This is a genomic window from Methylophaga pinxianii (assembly GCF_020447225.1).
Taxonomy (GTDB): domain Bacteria; phylum Pseudomonadota; class Gammaproteobacteria; order Nitrosococcales; family Methylophagaceae; genus Methylophaga; species Methylophaga pinxianii.
Window position 1 is genome coordinate 62,009 of sequence record NZ_JAJAEO010000180.1, and the last position, 19,257, is coordinate 81,265.

At 46.3% G+C, this 19,257-nt stretch carries 14 protein-coding genes, 1 pseudogene and 1 riboswitch; of the genes and pseudogenes, 8 read left to right on the top strand and 7 right to left on the bottom strand.

Annotated features, from left to right (window positions below):
- Positions 1–65: 65 nt before the first annotated feature.
- From ettA to LGT40_RS11695, 7 genes are all read right to left on the bottom strand, one after another.
- A complete protein-coding gene (gene ettA, locus LGT40_RS11665) occupies positions 66–1,724 on the bottom strand; it encodes an energy-dependent translational throttle protein EttA (RefSeq protein WP_226074496.1) in 1,659 nt (552 codons plus the stop codon).
- Positions 1,725–1,808: 84 nt separating this feature from the next.
- Entirely contained in the window at positions 1,809–2,108 is a 300-nt protein-coding gene (locus LGT40_RS11670) for a DUF2149 domain-containing protein (protein ID WP_226074487.1), read from the bottom strand.
- Positions 2,101–2,547, bottom strand: a complete 447-nt coding sequence (locus tag LGT40_RS11675; RefSeq protein ID WP_226074485.1) for a MotA/TolQ/ExbB proton channel family protein — start codon at positions 2,545–2,547, stop codon at positions 2,101–2,103. The genes LGT40_RS11670 and LGT40_RS11675 overlap by 8 nt, the downstream gene beginning before the upstream one ends.
- Positions 2,547–6,944 carry a cobaltochelatase subunit CobN gene (locus LGT40_RS11680; protein WP_226074483.1) on the bottom strand — a complete coding sequence of 1,466 codons (4,398 nt, stop codon included), beginning with the start codon at positions 6,942–6,944 and terminating at the stop codon, positions 2,547–2,549. Before LGT40_RS11680 ends, LGT40_RS11675 begins: the two co-directional genes overlap by 1 nt.
- 100 nt (positions 6,945–7,044) lie before the next feature.
- Positions 7,045–7,304: riboswitch (cobalamin riboswitch) on the bottom strand.
- 107 nt (positions 7,305–7,411) lie between these two features.
- Positions 7,412–8,464, bottom strand: coding sequence for a calcium/sodium antiporter (locus LGT40_RS11685; RefSeq protein ID WP_226074481.1), 1,053 nt, complete (start codon positions 8,462–8,464; stop codon positions 7,412–7,414).
- Between the two features lie 86 nt (positions 8,465–8,550).
- Positions 8,551–11,070: a protein translocase subunit SecD gene (secD, locus tag LGT40_RS11690; protein WP_226074479.1), complete on the bottom strand. Its 2,520-nt coding sequence runs from the start codon at positions 11,068–11,070 to the stop codon at positions 8,551–8,553.
- A gap of 50 nt (positions 11,071–11,120) precedes the next feature.
- Positions 11,121–11,519 (bottom strand): hypothetical protein, encoded by a 399-nt coding sequence (locus tag LGT40_RS11695; protein WP_226074477.1) that lies wholly within the window; start codon positions 11,517–11,519, stop codon positions 11,121–11,123.
- Positions 11,520–11,618: 99 nt separating this feature from the next.
- Here LGT40_RS11695 and LGT40_RS11700 point away from each other — a divergent pair, with 99 nt between their 5' ends.
- The 8 genes and pseudogenes from LGT40_RS11700 to LGT40_RS11735 all read left to right on the top strand — a co-directional run.
- The gene (locus LGT40_RS11700; RefSeq protein WP_226074475.1) at positions 11,619–12,605 is read left to right on the top strand and encodes a glutathione S-transferase family protein; all 987 of its coding nucleotides are present in this window, start codon (positions 11,619–11,621) and stop codon (positions 12,603–12,605) included.
- A gap of 154 nt (positions 12,606–12,759) precedes the next feature.
- Positions 12,760–13,125 (top strand): diacylglycerol kinase, encoded by a 366-nt coding sequence (locus tag LGT40_RS11705; protein ID WP_226074473.1) that lies wholly within the window; start codon positions 12,760–12,762, stop codon positions 13,123–13,125.
- 5 nt (positions 13,126–13,130) lie between these two features.
- Positions 13,131–15,107, top strand: a complete 1,977-nt coding sequence (locus LGT40_RS11710) for an LTA synthase family protein (protein ID WP_226074471.1) — start codon at positions 13,131–13,133, stop codon at positions 15,105–15,107.
- A gap of 145 nt (positions 15,108–15,252) precedes the next feature.
- Entirely contained in the window at positions 15,253–15,948 is a 696-nt protein-coding gene (locus tag LGT40_RS11715) for a thermostable hemolysin (protein ID WP_226074469.1), read from the top strand.
- Positions 15,945–17,423 carry an AMP-binding protein gene (locus tag LGT40_RS11720; RefSeq protein ID WP_226074467.1) on the top strand — a complete coding sequence of 493 codons (1,479 nt, stop codon included), beginning with the start codon at positions 15,945–15,947 and terminating at the stop codon, positions 17,421–17,423. Before LGT40_RS11715 ends, LGT40_RS11720 begins: the two co-directional genes overlap by 4 nt.
- Positions 17,410–18,057, top strand: coding sequence for an iron-containing redox enzyme family protein (locus LGT40_RS11725; RefSeq protein WP_226074459.1), 648 nt, complete (start codon positions 17,410–17,412; stop codon positions 18,055–18,057). The genes LGT40_RS11720 and LGT40_RS11725 overlap by 14 nt, the downstream gene beginning before the upstream one ends.
- Entirely contained in the window at positions 18,054–18,866 is an 813-nt protein-coding gene (locus tag LGT40_RS11730) for an SDR family oxidoreductase (protein WP_226074457.1), read from the top strand. Before LGT40_RS11725 ends, LGT40_RS11730 begins: the two co-directional genes overlap by 4 nt.
- A pseudogene (locus LGT40_RS11735) lies at positions 18,863–19,257 on the top strand (hypothetical protein); the annotation flags it as partial. The gene LGT40_RS11730 and the pseudogene LGT40_RS11735, both read left to right, overlap by 4 nt.

The following is a 19,257-nucleotide window of genomic DNA, read 5'->3' on the forward strand; positions in this document are numbered from 1 at the left end:
AGGCTAACCCGACCTACAAAACCTTAATCTGTGAAAATCTGCGTAATCTGCGGATATTCCAAAATCTAATTCATCCGGCGGTATTTAATACGTTCCGGCTGATGATCTTTGCCGAAGCGTTTACGGTAATCTTCAGCATACTCGCTGTAATTACCTTCAAAGAACACCACGCTGGAATCACCTTCATAGGCAATCATATGGGTACACACGCGATCCAGGAACCAGCGATCATGCGAAATGACCACCGCAGACCCCGGGAAGGCCAGAATAGCTTCTTCCAATGCCCGCAGGGTTTCAACGTCCAGATCATTGGTCGGTTCGTCGAGTAATAAAACGTTGCCGCCTTCTTTAAGCAATTTGGCCATATGCAGGCGGTTACGCTCACCCCCTGATAAATCCTTCACATATTTCTGCTGGTCCGAGCCTTTAAAGTTAAAGCGTCCACAATAAGCACGTGAAGGGGTTTGATAATTACCAACGGTAATCATGTCTGCACCATCGGCGATTTCTTCAAATACCGTTTTAGAGCCATCCAGTTCACGCGACTGATTGACATAAGCCAGCTGCACTGTGCTGCCGATTTCGATTTCACCAGAGTCTGGTTTTTCTTCACCGGTAATCATTCTGAATAAAGTGGATTTACCTGCGCCATTAGGACCGATAATGCCAACAATAGCGCCTGGTGGAATGGTCAGACTGAGGTTTTCAAACAACAATTTGTCGCCGTAAGATTTAGTGACGTTATGCAGTTCAATTACCTTGTCACCCAAACGTGGACCAGGTGGAATATAGATTTCCTGGGTTTCATTGCGCTTCTGGAATTCACGTGAATTCATTTCTTCAAACTGTTTCAAACGCGCTTTGGATTTTGCCTGACGGCCTTTGGCCCCCTGACGGACCCATTCCAGTTCAGCCTGAATAGCTTTGTTATGTGAAGCTTCCTGTTTGGCTTCCTGAGCCAGGCGTTGATCTTTCTGTTCCAGCCAGGAAGAGTAGTTACCTTCATACGGAATGCCACGTCCACGATCCAGCTCCAGTATCCAGCCAGCCGCATTATCCAGGAAATAACGATCATGGGTAATGGCCACAACAGTACCGGGATATTCCTGCAGAAAACGTTCAATCCAGGCAATGGATTCAGCATCCAGATGGTTGGTCGGCTCATCGAGTAACAGCATATCCGGGTTATCAAGCAATAACCGACATAAGGCTACGCGGCGACGTTCACCACCGGATAACACACCAACTTTGGCATCCCAAGGTGGCAGGCGCAAGGCATCTGCGGCACGTTCCAGCGCATTGTCCAGATTGTGGCCGTCTTTGGCGGTGATCAGGTTTTCCAGTTCGCCTTGTTTTTTGGCGAGTGCATCAAAGTCGGCATCGGGTTCGGCGTAAGCCGCATAAATCGCATCCAGTTCGTCTAAAGCGGCTTTAACATCAGATACCGATTCTTCAACGATTTCCCGAACAGTTTTGCTGTCATCCAGTTCAGGTTCCTGAGGCAGATAACCCACCTTCATATTTGGCATCGGCCGGGCTTCGCCAATATAATCTTTATCCTCACCTGCCATTATGCGAAGCAGGGTGGATTTACCTGAACCATTCAAACCCAGCACACCGATTTTGGCGCCAGGAAAAAAGGATAAGGAAATATCTTTTAATATTTCGCGTTTGGGCGGTACGATTTTGCCCACGCGGTTCATGCTATATACGTATTGAGCCATTTTAAAATCCAATAAAACAGGAGTTCAGTAGAAGCGGTGATTCTACCTGAAATTACTTTTGGATTCGCGGGGTGAACTGAAAAATCACTCGTCTATTAAAATCAGCTTACCGGTTTGTGGATCTCGATATACCTGACCAACGGCTTCGTAGCCGCTGCCGTCCTGAATTTGTTGTTGCATGTTTTCTGGCAGTTGCGGTAACTCTTTCCCCAGAGTGATTTCCTGCGGCTGAACTTCAAAGTGATCCTGTAAATCCGTACTGAACGCGACCAATGCCGCGATGAGACCACAGGCAAACACCAACACAATATCAATCAGATTAGCCAGTGGACCTAACGGATCTTCATCGCTATCGAAAAATTCACTGCGCCGCCATTTATCCATTTTGCTGTTCCAGTTGACTGATTGCAGCGTCGTACCAACGACGACGCATCCGGCCAATAACAAAGCCAATCATACCTGCCAATAACCCGATAACCGTGGTATCAAAAGCCACAGTCATCGCTGTGGTGAGAATACTCAACTGACCTTCACCTAATGCGGCAAGGCCCGGTCCCAATGGAATCAAGGTACCCATCAAGCCGAGCATAGGTGCCAGTCGGGTGATAAAATCGGCCCGTTCAATTCGACGCTTGCCAAGTTCAGTCAAAGCCTGGCTATCAGCCCTTTTTGATAAGCGGGCAATTCCCCAAAAGCGTTCGCCGATAGCAATACCGGTTTCATATACTGCTAACCCGACAAAAAATAATAGCGCCCACACCACGGGGGTTAATAACAGCCCGGTCAGTTGGTGCATCACTTCAAGTGAAAAATGGGGGTACATTAAATAGCTCCTTTACGACCGCGCCATAATCCTGCGGCAACAATTACGGATAATGCCAGCAACGTCCACAACCAAAGCATTTTGTTATCAGTGGAACTGGTTTCTGGAGTGTCTTCTGCAGCTTGATTGCTATTTTCCATTTTCTGGCTATCCTGCTGATTTAGCTGCAATTCCTGTATATGACTTGGAGAGGAAGCCGTTTCTGAAGTTTGCATTCGGCTTCGCGCCAGAACAGCTTCCAATACCTCAGCTGTATCCGCATCAAGCTGTGATTTTACAAAATCATACATGGGATGATTGGCGTGGGTATGACCACTGCCAGGAATACCTCTTTCGATAATATTTGCAGCAAACTGCTCAGCCAATTGTTTTTGAGTCTGCCGATCTGCATCCCAAAATCCTTTATCAATGGCGACCAGCATCACTGCCAGAATATTGGTTTGCACATGTTGTTGATGACCTTCACTTAGAAACGAATCAAGTCCCAATTGCAGACTGTCATCCACATAAACGGCTTTGACCTCTTCCCACACCTGATCGGTAATAATCTCGGGGCTGGTTACCTGCCAACCCCACAGATATTCAATAAACTCACTGCCCATGGTACGGGCACCAGCATATCCTTCATTCATGAGTGGCTTAATCCATTGGGGATTCAGATAGCGGGCGCGCAGCTCACTCAGCAGGGCCTGAGGCAGATTATCAATGCGCAGATTCTCATCGTTACTATGATTTATCACAGCGCTGCCAGGTGGCTGACCACTGACTGTCTCCACCGCCAGATTAAAACCGCCCAGATAATCAAAGGCATCATTATTATCCATCAAGCCATACAGGTTACTGGCACGTCCCAGAAAGGTCTGAGACACTCCGGCTAGTTGCTGTTTGAACAAGCCCGGTTGCGATTCACCCTGCAAACCACTGCCATAGACATGGGCCATTCGTTTGATAAATACATCCGCCAGTTCATGGCGATCTTCCCAGGCAGATGAACGTTCCACCAGACGATTGATGCCTGCACCATAAGAACCCGGAGCGATACCAAACACCCGCAAACTGGTCTGTCGACCTAACTGCACAGGATCGAGATCAGGTTGCTCGGCCAGACGTTGTCTTGCTTCATTTACCCAGTTCGATGCCACCAGATTTTTATCCAGAGCTTCCTCGCCGCCTTGTTGCCATTCACCTAAAGGCTCCAAAGCAGCCTTAAGGGCAACGGCCAGAGCAGGATAATCACGGATAATCAGATCACGACTGGCATCCAATGCCAATAAGCTGGCTTTATCCAGCAATACCAGATGCTCACCATATAAATCTCTAAACAGTCCTGAGGTGGTAAATAGCACATCCAGCCGTTGTGGTTGTTCTGCAGTTAACGGCAGCCGTTCCAGACCTTTGATAATGCCGCGGCTGTTCCAGATGGGGCGCACCCCCAACAGTTTCATGCCAAAAGCAATCATCGCACCTTCATCACGCACTGAATCAGAAGCCCATAAAATGACGCCTTGCTTATTACGATCGCCAACTTCATGACCTTCAATATTGCCTTTTTCACCAGCCAAAACCGACGCTGCCAGTTGTTGGCCAATCTCGTAACCGACACGGGTGGGCAACAAACTGCCATCCAATGCATAGAAATTTCGTCCGGTGGGCAGGGAATCCGGCGTACGGATTGGATCATTGCCTTTACCTGGCGAAATAAAACGACCATTTAAGCCATTTAAAAGCGCTTCAATCTCTGCAGCGGGTGACATCTGCAATTTTTGATAGATAGCTTTGCCTTGCCCTTCATTGGAATCTGCATTATCCAGAATGGAGTTCATCATGGTGTCGAGTCCATCTGCTGACCAATCCCTACCAAAAACATGTAGACCAAGCGGCATAAAGGTTTCTTGAAAATTTGTCAGATAATGACCGACTTCATGCAACAGAAAATCATCATCAATGTCATCAAACCCTGCGCCACGAACCTGGAGTTCTTCATCCATGCTGGCAATCAGTTCATCACGCAGTCCCATGGTTTCGATTTGTTCACGCAGGCTGCGAATAGCACGCTCACGTGTCGCTTTATCTGAAGCCGCCTCGGCACTTTCAATCAGTTGACGTAATTGAAGCAAATCGTCATACAGTTCCGTGACAGCGAGCGGGGGAGTCAAATGATCGATAATAACGGCCTGTCCACGGCGTTTAGCCTGTATGCCTTCACCCACACCATCAACGATATATGGATAAAGTCCAGGCACATCACCAGCGATTATAGTCGGATAATCGTCCTCGCCCAGACCTACGCTGCGTTTGGGTAAAAACTCATAGGTGGAATGTCGACCGACATGCACCATGGCATCAGCGTTAAATGTTGACTGAATATAGTGATAAAACGCCAGATATTGATGAGGCGGGGGAAAGGACATATTGGCATGTAACAGTTCTTCATGAATTTCCCAGCCACGTGGAGGTTGCGGGCCGATAAACACATTGCCAAATTGCACGCCGGGTATCAGTAATTGATCATCCCATACCATCACTTTACCGGGAATTTTGCCCCAACCTCGAATCCCCTCAATCTGCATGTCCAACAGGGCATCATGTAATGATCCACTATGCTGCCAATCAGGTTGATGACCTTGAGCTGCTGCATCGATGATCTGTTGATAATCCTGTTCCAGCTGGGTTAATAAGTCTAATGCCCGGTCACGTCCTGGATGACGTAAACCATCCAACGCATGATACAAATCGGTGGAGGTTTGTTGCATAAACCCAGATAACAAATTCAGTTGAGACTGCCTAACCGTCACACTTTTCAATGCCAGCGCCTGATCAATGGCATCACGCATCCGCTGCCGTAAAGCGGCCAATGGTCCATCAATCATTTCGGCCTGTACCGTTGGTGGCAATTGTTTAAACCAGTTTGCGTACTCTTCAGCAGACATTGTCTGAGCCACTTTTGACATCGCGGATAACGCCGCAGCATCCTCTGGCAAATTCACACCCTGTATTTGCAGTCGATCCAGCAAGGCATCGGCATCTTTGGGTAATTCACCGGTTCGATAACCGGCTGCTTTCAGTGCATTTAATATTTCCAGCAGACTTTCAGGTACATTCAGGTTATCAGCACCAATATTATGTCTGCCCGGCGGATGGTTGTAATAGACAATGGCGACACGCTTATCGGCATTCTCTTTTTGTTGCAGATCCAACCAGCGCTGCATACGCTGAGCATGACGGTTTATTTGCGCCACAATTGGCAGACTTTGCGTCAGCTGAGCACCGGTTTGTTTGTCGATTTTCGCTGGCTCGGCCAACGCCAGAATCTGTGGCTGACTGACACCTTGCAACTCAGGCATGGCAATCCGGTAATGAATCGAATCACGCGGAATGCCCTGTGCTGAAAGAGAGTAGTCGGCCTCATTCAATTCATTCAACCGAATGCCTTTTAAAACCGGAACATTCAGTTCAGTAAATAATTGTTCAACCTGCTCACGACCATCACCACCGCCAATAACAAAATCCTGTAAAGAAACGATTCCCCAGGGTGTGTTCGGCAAAGACTCACTCATGAGATTTTTGATAGTCTTAATCGCTTCAACACTGGGTTCGCCCCAGGCGGCCAATACTGAAACACATTGACTCTTCAACGCCTGACAATACTGTTGATGTAAAGCCCATTCACCGGTTAAATCACCGGTATCATGATCCAGCAACCAGACAACGGGTTTTGTGGTCTCTAGTGGTTTGGTCAGTTCATTCAAACTCAGCCATTGTGTTTTGTCATCGGTATGCAGAGCAAATCGCAACACACCGACAGGTTGCGGCTCGGCTTTCTGTTGACCATCAGTTAATAACATATCCAGCAGACTTCGAGAGTTTGCAGTGGAACGATTTACCCAGTAAGCACGAGCCTGCAACCAGTTAACATACTCCGGATAGTTGGCTTGCAGGGCCTTTAACTCACTTGATAAACTTAATGATGTTTTGTTGCTAAGTATCTGTTCAGGAATAGATTGTGTAGCCGAGTCGCTATTTAAGGCGTTCAGTCGCTGGTCACTATGTAAAACATAGCGCTTTTGTGAAGTGCGGTATTGCCGGGCCAGTAAACGCTCAACCGGATCACCAAATACACCAACCATTAATACGCTGCCACTGTTATCTATTAACTGCTGCAATTCATCGTCACTTAGAGAATTAAGCTGACTGACCGTGCGGATTTGAACCTCAGCATTCGGTTTTTGTTGTAATAACTGATGTGCACCAGAGACCAGAGTTGGGGCAGAGCGATCTGACACAATAACCGTCACATTGCCTTCACTGGCATACAGATCAGTGCCCAATAGCGAAAACAAAGCAAACAAAAACACCAGCCGGGAAAGACACTTTGGAGAAGTTAATTTATAAAACATATGACATCCTGCCGCAGCAAAAGCAGCTACCAATTAGGTAAATAGCGGGCAGGGGAAAGTATGGGCGTAATCTCGGAAACGTTCAGGCACCCCGCCACGACTCCATCGTTAGCTTCGGGCCGGTCTCCGGACTTACAGCTTAGCTACAGGGCTGTTTCACCCTGAGCATCATTTCTCGTCTTCCCATACTGTCAAAGTACAGTGACTGTCGATCTATCAAGCCGATAGCGACCAGAGCTATGAAATAACTGTTTACCGTTGCGGGGGCAGTACAGGAATAACCAACTTAATAGCGTACCTGTTTCCCGTTTAACCTTTAGTGCATGCATCAATAAAGGCACCTGAAACTGCAGGCGATAATACAGAGAAATCATCATCAGTCAAATGACCTGATGATTTAGACAAATAAAAAACCGTGCCGAATCAACGTCAGCACGGTTTTTCAGATTTACATAATGATGAAAGCGTTAACGATATCGACGACGTAATAAATCATTGATCAGACATAAAAATACATAAAAAACCACAACAGGTGCCAGGCCATAGAGCAGCCAGGTTTGCAGTTGTGGTAAATACGGCAGTGACAGCGCCATTGCAATAGTAAACCAGACGTATGCCACATAAAGCATCAGGAATAAAAGGCCTTCAAACCGATTCAAGATGCCGCCCAAAAAGAATAATGGCAAACACAAAATCGCAACACCCAACATTACCGGTACGTCAATTTGCATAAGTTGTTCGCTGGCTAGTAACGGGGTGGGGGAGAACAAACCCGATAACCCCAAAACTGCCAGAATATTAAAGATATTACTGCCCACCACATTTCCAATCGCAATATCCCGTTCACCTTTGATGGTCGCAACAATGGAGGTCATTACCTCGGGTAAAGAAGTTCCCGCCGCGATAATCGTTAAGCCAATAACAGCTTCACTCACACCAAACGACGAAGCAATAGTGACCGCACTTTGCACCAACCAGCGTGCACCCAGCACAAGTAACGCCAAGCCAATGATAATGAGCATCACGTTTAACCAGGTAGGAGCTGGCTTTTCATCTACCTCACTGTTATCGATACCGGTTTTTTTACCCTGATAAAACAGAAAAACCGTATATAAAACAACACCTGCAAACAGAATAGTAGCTTCAAGTTTGCCTATCATGCCATCCTGAATCATCCATAATGCCATCACACTAATAGCGATCATGATGGGGACATCTTGACGAATCAGTTGCTGTGAAACTATCAGTGGCATGATTACAGCGGCCAGTCCAAGAATAAACAGAATATTAAAAATATTACTGCCCACCACATTGGCTATGGCCAGCTCAGCTTGTCCGGAAAAAGCCGCTTTAACACTCACAGCCATCTCAGGGGCACTGGTACCAAACGCCACAACGGTTAACCCAACCACCAAAGCCGGGATACCAAAACTGATTGCTAACCGGGATGCTCCCTTGACCAATAATTCAGCACCAGTAATCAGCAAAATTAACCCTGCACCCAACATAAACCACGTCATCTTTATTCCTTTGAAGGTTTTACGATAAGTGACCCCATCATAAAACTTAGTTATTAATTAATTACTCAATGTGTTTCTTAATTTATTTACATAATGGCGTCCAGTTTCTTTTGCATTTCTTCAGCAGAGGGACGTAACTGGGGCAACCCTTTACGCAGCCGGTGCTGTCCCATCCAATAGACAATTGGCGCCGCGATAAATACCGATGAACTGGTACCAATCACAATGCCAAACAGCATGGGCAAAGCAAAACTGGCAACCGCACTTCCGCCGGCAACCGCCATAGGAATCAACGCCAGAAAAGTGGTGACTGAAGTAAATACCGTACGGGTTAATGTTGATGTGATACTTTCATTAAGTAACTCCAACATCGGTTTATCAGGTGTCAGCCGCAGATTTTCCCTGACCCTGTCAAACACCACTACTTTGTCATTGACTGAGTATCCGATCAACGCCAATAACGCAGCGACTGCTGTAAGGTTAAACTCCACGCCGGCCAATACAAAAAAACCGATGGTTTTGGTTAAATCCAAACCAATGGTTAATGTAGCCGCCAGCGCAAAGTGGTACTCAAACCGGATCCACAAATAGGCCAGCATGCCAAAACCGGCAAATACAATCGCCAGAATGGTTGCATCACGAAAATCACTACTGACCTTTGGCCCCACCAATTCCACTCGTGGAAAACTGGCTTGCGCAGATATTTCCGTCACTGCCGATTTGATTTCGTCTACCGTTTTGCCGCTGGCGACCTGTTCAGCACCTTCCATTGGTAAACGCACCAGATAATAATCATCGTCACCAAACTCCTGAATAGCAGCTTGCGAAAAGCCCTTGTCTTGCAAGGCCTGACGCAGCTGTTCGACATCGGTGTCGGGTGCCGCGATCTCCATCACCGTACCACCGCTAAAGTCGATGCCATAATGCAGCCCCGGCTGGAAGAATAAGCCTATGGATGCCAATGACAAAATAGCAGAGGCGGTAATCCCGATAAAACGACCTCGCATGAAATCGATCTTGCTGTTGCTGAGTCGATCCAGGCTTTTAATACCGGAAATTTCCAGTAGAGCCTGTTTTGGCATTTTGCTGATCCGCCACTCCATCAGTAACCGGGTGAATGAAATTGAGGTAAACATGGAAGTAATAAGACCAATGGCCATTGCCACCGCAAAACCTCTAACCGGACCACTACCAAACATAAACAACAAACTGATCGCGATCAGTGAAGTGATATTGGAATCCAGAATCGTGCTGTAAGCGCGTTTGAACCCCGCATCGAGTGCAATAAACGCTCGTTTCCCGCGACGGGTTTCTTCACGGATCCGTTCATTTATCAGAATATTGGCATCCACTGCCATACCAATACTCAGAATAATCCCGGCAATCCCCGGTAGCGTCAAAGTAGCACCTAATAAGCTCAATACACCAAATATCAGACCAATGTTGAGTGTCAGACTCAGACTGGCTATCAAGCCCCAGCTGCCATAAATCGCCAGCATAAATAACAACACCAGCAAGGCACCTATTATCCCCGTGGTGATGCCCATTGAGATCGAATCGCTGCCTAAATCAGGGCCCACGGTACGTTCTTCAATCACATTAAGTGGCGCAGGCAAGGCACCTGCACGTAGCAGCAAGGCAAGTTCATTCGCTTCAGCGACAGTAAATGCGCCACTGATCTCACCACGCCCCCCGGCAATGACACTGCGAATAACGGGTGCCGTGATCACCTCATCATCCAATACAATTGCCAGAGAACGCCCAATATTGTTTTGGGTCATTTCCGTAAATAGCCGGGCACCTTCTTTATCCAGCACAAAACTGACGACCGGCTGACCGGACTCCTGACTAAAGACCAGATTGGCATCCTGAATATGTTTTCCCTCAAGTACAACGCGTGCCTCTAACGCATAGACTTCTTCTGTATCAAAGCCTTTCGCTTGAATAACTTCTTTGGAATCGGCATTGGCGGCCCAGTGAAAGGTCATTTTTGCTGTAGTGCCCAGCAAAGAGCGGATATAACTTGGATCATCCACACCGGGTAATTGCACTAAAATGCCATCGCTGCCTTGCTTGGTAATAGTGGGATCCACCAGACCACTCTCATTAAGCCGTTGTCTGACTACTTTTAAGCTATGTTCAACCGCATCTTTAGTGAGTTTTTCACTATGGGCTTTTGTCGGCGTGATGGTGAGTCGAGCACTATCATCTTCAAGAGAAAATAATGCTAATCCCCCTTTTGGATCTTTTACAAAGCTACGAACAATTTGCTGGATCTCGTCCAAGCGATTGGTATCTTTTGGGGTAATCACCAGCTGATTTTTAGAAACCGCTATCGGTTGAATAAAAATCCGTTTTTCACGCAGGGCATCCTTAATTTGCTCAGCTAACTGCTGATGATTGTTTAACCGTAAATCATCAATATCCACCTGCATCAGCAAATGAGATCCGCCGCTTAAATCAAGACCTAATTTAAAGGTATTGTCGGTAAACCAGGAAGGTAAATGTTGTGCCGTTGACGCGGGCAACACATTAGGCAATGCACTGAGCAGGCCCAGAATAATAATCAGGCTGAATACCACAGCCCTTGAATAGAAGGAACGCATACATAATCCTCGAAGATGACTTCGTTATTAAAAAAAGTTTAATAGTGGGATTAGTAGAGGCTTGGTGGTGCGCGATTGAGCGGTAAATGATATTTGGCATTGCAGGGGATCAGCAATGTTAGATAACCTGAGGCATCAGTCTGCAGCAGTATCGCGACAGGAAGAGACAATAAGCTGGAAAACACAAACCAGTGGTGTTCGTTATCCCCATCATATGTGTTTGGCGCTGGCAGATTTTTTAGATCCAGCAGTGAACGGAAATGTTCTCGATGATTCGCTAAGGTAAGCTGATTAAAATCAGCAACAAAACCGGAATCGCTTGACAGGCTTGCCTGACGAAAATCTATCCAGCTGGTAAATGCCAGACCATTTAGCAACAACAGAAATACACACAGCTGCCAGAAATTGGCAGGGCGCTGGTCAAGCTGTTGTGTTTGGAAATGTTTCATGAACTTATTCGCAATGAAGAGCACAAATTGTGAGCTTCGCCGCTAAAACAGTCAATCAAAATTACAGCAAACATCCAACTATTTTAAGGAAGGTATTTTATGGGGTTATTAATGGAAGGCCAGTGGGTCGATCGCTGGTATGACACAGATTCCAATCAGGGCAAATTTATTCGCAGCAAATCGCAATTCCGTAATTGGGTTACCGCCGATGGCAGAGCCGGGGCCAGTGGAGAGGGTGGTTTTAAAGCGGAAGCAGGGCGTTATCATTTATATGTTTCTCTGGCCTGTCCATGGGCACACAGAACCTTAATCTTTCGTAAGCTCAAAGGTCTGGAAGATATGATTTCGTTATCCGTGGTCAATCCATTGATGCTGGAACATGGCTGGACCTTTGACTATGCTGAAGGAGTGATTGAAGATCCGCTGTATCAGGCGAAATTTCTGCATCAGATATATACCACTGCCGATCCAACCTACAGTGGCCGCGTTACGGTACCGGTGTTATGGGACAAACAACAAAATGTGATGGTCAGCAATGAGTCGGCAGAAATTATCCGTATGTTCAACAGTGCGTTTGATTCGATTGGTGCCAAAGCCGGTGACTATTATCCCAGGGCGTTAAGACAGGACATTGATGCCATCAATGATGATGTCTACGACAACATTAATAATGGCGTTTATAAAGCGGGTTTTGCCACCACACAACAGGCCTATGAAGAGGCGGTTTATCCCTTATTTGACTCACTGGACAAGGTTGAAGAACGTCTGAGCAAAAATCGCTATTTAGTCGGTAATGATCTTACCGAAGCCGATTGGCGATTGTTTACTACCTTGATTCGCTTTGATGCCGTGTATCACGGCCATTTCAAATGCAACCTGAAACGGATTGAAGATTATCCGAATCTTTCTGAATACGTTCGCGAACTCTATCAGTGGCCTGGTGTTGCAGAAACTGTCAATATGCAGCATATCAAGAACCATTATTATCGTAGCCATACCACCATTAATCCGACAGGTGTGGTCCCAGCCGGGCCAATTTTACATCTTGATAAGCCACATTCACGCGTTGATATTAATGCAGGGTGACAAGTTGATAAATTCGACTATGCATTTATCCACACCAAACTCACCGCAAAAGAATTCACTGAATGGATGCTATTTCCATCTTCTTGAAAACTTAAGGTTTAGTTAAGGATTATCGTCGTAGCATTAGCCTCATTTTAAATAATGGGGCGAATTTGTGGAAAAGCACACGGGATGTAAAAGGCTGATTTACGCTTTAGGTTATTCATTGCAGGGGCTGATTGCGGCACTGCGGTTTGAAACCGCTTTCAGACAGGTCTTTTTAGTATTATTGGCAGCCGGTGGGGTAAGTTTTTTTCTGCAAGTCAGCCCGGTTGAACGATTAGCCTTGATTGCCGTGTTATTGCTCTTAGTGTTGGTAGAAGCACTGAACTCGGCGATTGAATGCGTTGTTGATCGTATCAGTACCGAGCATCATCTGTTGTCAGGCCGAGCCAAGGACTATGGTTCTCTGGCGGTGCTTATTGCCATTATTATCGCTCTGGCCACCTGGCTGACCATCTTGTGGCCATTGATAGGGTGAGGCTGATGATGACTAAATTACAGTCTTTTTTTGGTCCTTATCTGATATTGATCAAGCTGCTTCTTACCGGCTTGATCATTCTGAGTTTATCGCGTCTTGGCTTAGTGGTGTGGCAGTGGGACAGGGTGACTGCTGCCAGTTCTCTCTCCACTGTTTTCTGGCAAGGTCTTCGTGCCGATTTGATTATGATGGGCATGTTGCTTGCGCCATTGGCACTGGCGTTGCCTTTAGTAGCTAATCGACTGGGATGGAAGGTATGGCAAAATCTGCTGCTGGTCTGGGGCGTGATGATTATTGTCATTATCAGCTTTATGGAAGCCTCAACGCCTGCTTTTATCAGTCAGTATGATCTGCGTCCTAACCGCTTGTTTGTTGAATATCTGCGTTATCCGAAAGAAGTATTTGCCACCCTCTGGCAGGGCTTTCGCTGGCCGTTACTGATCGGCCTGACGCTGACGATTATTTCCGGCAGTGTGGCCGTAAAACTGTTGCAGCGCTGGCTGAACGACCATCAGCAACCCTGGCCGGTTTGGAAGATATGGCTGAGCTGGCCACTTCTGATCATCTTACTGGTTTTAATGATTCGTTCTTCTATTGGACACCGGCCTGCTAACCCTGCCAGTTTTGCGCTGACATCCGATGCGATGGTCAATAGTCTTATTTTGAACTCTGCCTGGTCTGTGTATTTTGCTATTTACAATATGCAGCATGAATCAAATGCTGCTGAAGTTTATGGGACGATGACAAATGAAGCGATCATGGCTGAACTTCATAAAAACTATCCATGGATTGGCATAGATCCTCAAAGTAAATTCCCAACTTTGAATACCCGACCAGCGACTGTGCATCGTGATAAGCCACTCAATCTGGTGATTATCCTGCAAGAAAGTATGGGAGCAACATTTGTTGAATCGCTTGGCGGTGAACATGCTGTCACTCCAGAACTTGAACGCCTTAAACAAAAAGGGTGGTGGTTTGAACAGCTTTATGCCACCGGCACACGTTCAGTTAGGGGTATCGAGGCGGTAATCAGTGGCTATTTGCCCACGCCGGCACGCAGTGTAGTCAAGCTATCGCTGTCACAGCAAAACTTTTTTACCATCGCCGACTTGTTAAAACAACAAGGCTACTTTACCGAGTTTATCTATGGTGGAGAATCACACTTTGACAATATGGCGAGTTTTTTTATCGGTAACGGCTTTGAATCGGTCATTGATCAGCATGATTACGAAGATCCCGTTTTTACCGGTAGTTGGGGGGTATCCGATGAGGATTTACTGAATAAAACCCATCAGCAGCTGCAACAAAAGCATGCGGAAGGGGAACCCTATTTCAGTCTGGTGTTCACTTCCAGTAATCATTCACCCTATGAATTCCCGGAGGGTCGTATTGAATTGGATAACCCTGTCAAACAAAGTAATACCAATGCAGTGAAATATGCTGATTATGCATTGGGTCAGTTTTTTGATAAAGCCATGCAAAGTGATTACTGGGAAAACACCTTGTTCCTGGTCATTGCCGATCATGATTTAAATGTTTATGGCGATGCACTGGTGCCTATTGAGCGTTTTCAAATCCCCGGTTTAATTTTAGGGGCAGATATCACACCGCGCAGCATAGCTACCGTTGCCAGCCAGATTGATATGGCACCGACTTTATTGTCACTGATGGGGATTAGTGCGGCGACACCGATGATTGGTCGCGATTTAAGTCAGGAAAGCGAGCAACAGTCCAAAGGGCGGGCTTTAATGCAATTTGCCGATTATTACGCCTTGATGCAGGGTGAAAAAGTGACTGTGCTCAGACCGCAAAACACCGCCCTGGAAGGTCATTATTCACCGGTCAGCCGACACTTGAATATTATCGGACCTGCAGCGGCAGATGATGAACACGAAGCGTTGGCGCATGTGTTATTGCCATCCTGGCTCTATCGCGAGCAACGCTATGACATGCCTCTGGGAAGAGCGGATTTATTGCCGTAAATGCCTGCATATCAATCAACAGCCTGAAGATGATATACAGCTCGCTTTCAGACTTTTTATTGTTTTTTTGGATTAAAACTTAGCTTAAGTTTTTCTTAAGTATCCGACACTATTCTTGCTAACCATAAACATCAGGAGATGATTTATGGAAGCAACAACCCTACAAAACCCGACACATCATAACGAAAAAACCTGGCAACAACGTTTGTTGTTTCCGCATAAATCATTGTCATTAATTGATGAGCAATCCAGCGAACAATCCGTGGTAAAAGCCTTTATCAGCAAGCGTTTTAATGACGCTTTTGGTGCTGAAATTCAGCATTTCCTGCCATATTTTCTTACCAGTCAGATGGATGGCTTGATTGATTCTGCCATTGGCTTTCAACCGGTTCAGCAGCAATCACTGTTTCTTGAACAGTACCTTTCACATCCTGTTGAAAAAACTTTGAAACTACAGGGGATTATTACCAACCGTGCCGAAATGGTGGAGATCGGTAATCTGGCCGCCAGTTTTAACAGTGGCAGTCCATTGTTGTTTATCTTGCTGGCAGCAGTATTACATCAAGCTAATTATCAGTGGGTGGTTTTTACGGCCACCCGGCAAGTCAGACACCTCATCGACAAATTACAGCTATCGACTATTTCATTAGGCGTTGCCGATCCACAGCGCCTAGTCGATAAAAACCAGCAATGGGGAAGTTATTATCTTCATCAACCCGTTGTATTGGCCGGTCATTTGTCCACTGCTATCGCACACCTGCGTCAGCATCAGGTAATCCAATCCTTACTGGTGACATACCAGGATTTTATCGACAAAACAGCCGAGATGATTGCTCGATGAACGATACGATTTTGCAATATCTGGAAAAACTGGCAACTGCAGAACCGCAGAAAATATGTGCCCGTGATGACGTTCAGCAGCTGACCCGCCGGCAGTTATTAGAGCAAGTTGAAATCGTTGCCAGGGAATTACTGAGTTACCAGCATCAGGTTATAGGTTTGCTGGCAGATAACGGCGTGCCATGGGTAATCATTGATCTGGCGGCTCAGCGTGCGGAGGTGGTTTTGCTACCGTTGCCGTTATTTTTTACCTCTGATCAGCTGCAACATGCGCTGACAAGTTCAGGTGCGGTGGGACTGATTCATGATCGTCCACTGACATTCGACGCTGATTTTTTGGCGCAAAGTTTCATGCTGGACAGTTTGCCAATGCACTTTACCACTTGTCGACAGTCAGAGAGCATCACGCTTCCTGCAGGCACAGCAAAAATCACCTTTACCTCGGGATCTACAGCCGATCCAAAAGGAGTCTGCCTTAGTAACCACAACCAGTATCAGGTCAGCCAGAGTTTATTAAGCGTTTTGCATATGCAAAATGTACGACATCTGGCCTTACTGCCATTAAGTACATTGCTGGAAAATATTGCCGGTCTTTACACACCCTTATTAAGTGGCGGAGAGGTGATATTGCTCAGCATGAAAAAAACCGGCTTTTCCGGCAGCCTTGCTGGCAATCTCCAGTCATTACTGAACACACTCTCCCATTATCAACCTGACAGTCTGATCCTGGTTCCGGAATTATTGTCCGCTTTGGTCCTGGCGGCTGAACAAGGCTGGCAGCCTCCGCAGTCTTTGCGATTTATTGCTGTCGGTGGAAGCCGGGTAGCCAGCGAACTGATTGAACAGGCTCGTCGCTATGGGCTGCCTGTATATGAAGGATATGGTTTATCGGAATGTAGTTCCGTTGTCAGCCTGAATACACCAGGCCATGACAAGCCGGGAACGGCAGGCAAGCTGCTGCCACACGTCACCATCCAGATTGAAGCAGGTGAAATCACCGTCACCGGCAATGGTTTTCTTGGGTATATCGGTAAAGACACTTCTCCCGGAAATAGTATTGCAACAGGTGATATGGGCTATCTGGATCAGGACGGTTTTTTAGTTATTTATGGTCGTAAAAAGCAACTGCTGATTTCCAGTTATGGTCGAAATATTAATCCTGAGTGGGTAGAAAGTGAGGTGCTGGCGCACCCCGAAATCCTGCAATGCATTCTGTTTGGGGATGCAAAACCATTTTGCACAGCCTTTATCTACAGCAGTTTAAGTGATGCCAGGATGGAAAGCTGGCTCACACAAGTCAATCAAAGGCTGCCGAGCTATGCTCAAATCATCAAGTGGCGACGTCTCGAACACCCATTAACGGTGAAAGATGGATTATTAACCTCCAATGGTCGTCCACGACGCCAGCGTATTTTTGCTTTTTTTCAACATGAATTGGAAGCCATCTATCAGGAGTCACAGTATGGGATTTTTTGACACACTCTGCCAGCAGACTGAGGTTGAGCGACAACAGTTGTTCTCTGCTCCGATTATCAATCAGGCGATGCGGGGTGAAGTAACGCTGGAGCTTTATATCGCCTTTCTAGCGCAGGCTTATCATCACGTAAAGCATACCGTTCCATTACTGATGGCTGTCGGCTCACAATTGCCGGAACATTATGAGTGGTTACGGGAAGCTGTTGCGGAATATATTGAGGAAGAGCTCGGGCACCAGGAGTGGATTCTGAATGATATCGCTGCCTGCGGTCATGATAAAGAATTGGTACGAAACAGTCGTGCAAATTCTGCCACCGAGCTAATGGTAGCCTATGCATACGATATGGTTTTTCGCGTCAATCCTCTTGGATTTTTTGGCATGGTTCATGTTCTTGAGGGCACCAGTATTGCCACCGCCGATAACGCCGCGACAGCGATTCAAAATGCGTTGTTCTTACCTGACAAAGCGTTTAGTTATTTACGTTCACATGGTGCTCTGGATCAGGAACATATGAAGTTTTTTGAAGGTTTAATGAACCGCATAGACGACCCTTTGGCACAACAACAGATAATTCACAGCAGCAAGATGTTTTATCGTCTGTATGGTGATATTTTCCGGAGCCTGACCATATGAAGACGTCGCTGAATTTACAATCCATCACTATCGTTTTAACAGGTGCAACCGGAGGGCTGGGCACGGCACTGGCAAAAGCGTTGTCTGCCCAGGGTGCGTTATTGGTTTTGTGTGGACGAAATTATATCCAGCTGGAACAGCTTAATAACGCATTGGGTGGTCAACACCACTGCGTTGCCAGCGATTTGACCACCAGTTCGGGAAGACAGGCAGTAGTCGCTTATTGCCAGCAGTTTTCCCGTGGAATTGATGCCTTAATTAATAATGCGGCCAGCAATCATTTCGGTCCCCTCAAAGCGATGAACGAAATCACCGTGCAGCAGATGCTGGTGACTAACTTGTTGGTACCCATCGAATTGACACGTTTATTACTGCCGATACTGGCAAAATCGGATAACGCCCAGATTATCAATATCGGTTCGGCATTCAGTCGGTTGGGATTTCCGGGATTCAGTGTCTATAGCGCCTGCAAGTTTGGGCTGCGGGGATTTACCGAAGCGATGCGTCGAGAATTGGCGGATACCACTATTACGGTTCGTTTGTTTGCACCACGAACCATTAGCACCGCAATGAATGATGACAACGTGACAGCGATGAATAAAGCTCTGGGAAACCAAAGTGATAGTGTTGAAAGTGTTGCCGAGCAGTTTGTCAATTTTTTTCAAAAAAATCACCAGAGTGAGCAGTTTTTAGGCTGGCCGGAACGCTTTTTCGGTTGGCTTAACTCCATTAATAGTCGATGGATAGATCAAGGCCTCGCCAAAAAACTCCCAGTGATTCAACGTTATTGGACAGGAGTAACAAAATGAAAAAAATATATGTGGCTTTTTATGGCCTGTTATTAGCGGTCTTCAGTTTATCTGCCCAGGCAATCTCACCTGAAGCATTGCCATTACAATCTGCCTGGGAGCATGCCAATTATGAATTAACTGACAAACAGCAGATTGAGGCATTTGAAAAATTAACTTCCAAAGCGGATGAGATAAAAAAACACTCACCGGAACAAGCGGATGTCTTAATCTGGCGGGGAATTATCTATGCCAGCTATGCTGGCATTAAAGGCGGTCTGAGTGGATTATCCATGGCGAAAACAGCTAAAGCTGATTTGGAAAAAGCACTTGAAATTGATGAACAGGCACTGAATGGTTCGGCTTATACTACCTTGGGGACTTTGTACTACAAAGTGCCTGGTTGGCCATT

What these genes read in the sequence shown, in the direction of transcription:
- ettA (WP_226074496.1), bottom strand. Translation starts at nt 1,724, where the DNA reads ATGGCTCAATACGTATATAGCATGAACCGCGTGGGCAAAATCGTACCG.
- LGT40_RS11670 (WP_226074487.1), bottom strand. Translation starts at nt 2,108, where the DNA reads ATGGATAAATGGCGGCGCAGTGAATTTTTCGATAGCGATGAAGATCCG.
- LGT40_RS11675 (WP_226074485.1), bottom strand. Translation starts at nt 2,547, where the DNA reads ATGTACCCCCATTTTTCACTTGAAGTGATGCACCAACTGACCGGGCTG.
- LGT40_RS11680 (WP_226074483.1), bottom strand. Translation starts at nt 6,944, where the DNA reads ATGTTTTATAAATTAACTTCTCCAAAGTGTCTTTCCCGGCTGGTGTTT.
- LGT40_RS11685 (WP_226074481.1), bottom strand. Translation starts at nt 8,464, where the DNA reads ATGACGTGGTTTATGTTGGGTGCAGGGTTAATTTTGCTGATTACTGGT.
- secD (WP_226074479.1), bottom strand. Translation starts at nt 11,070, where the DNA reads ATGCGTTCCTTCTATTCAAGGGCTGTGGTATTCAGCCTGATTATTATT.
- LGT40_RS11695 (WP_226074477.1), bottom strand. Translation starts at nt 11,519, where the DNA reads ATGAAACATTTCCAAACACAACAGCTTGACCAGCGCCCTGCCAATTTC.
- LGT40_RS11700 (WP_226074475.1), top strand. Translation starts at nt 11,619, where the DNA reads ATGGGGTTATTAATGGAAGGCCAGTGGGTCGATCGCTGGTATGACACA.
- LGT40_RS11710 (WP_226074471.1), top strand. Translation starts at nt 13,131, where the DNA reads ATGATGACTAAATTACAGTCTTTTTTTGGTCCTTATCTGATATTGATC.
- LGT40_RS11715 (WP_226074469.1), top strand. Translation starts at nt 15,253, where the DNA reads ATGGAAGCAACAACCCTACAAAACCCGACACATCATAACGAAAAAACC.
- LGT40_RS11720 (WP_226074467.1), top strand. Translation starts at nt 15,945, where the DNA reads ATGAACGATACGATTTTGCAATATCTGGAAAAACTGGCAACTGCAGAA.
- LGT40_RS11725 (WP_226074459.1), top strand. Translation starts at nt 17,410, where the DNA reads ATGGGATTTTTTGACACACTCTGCCAGCAGACTGAGGTTGAGCGACAA.
- LGT40_RS11730 (WP_226074457.1), top strand. Translation starts at nt 18,054, where the DNA reads ATGAAGACGTCGCTGAATTTACAATCCATCACTATCGTTTTAACAGGT.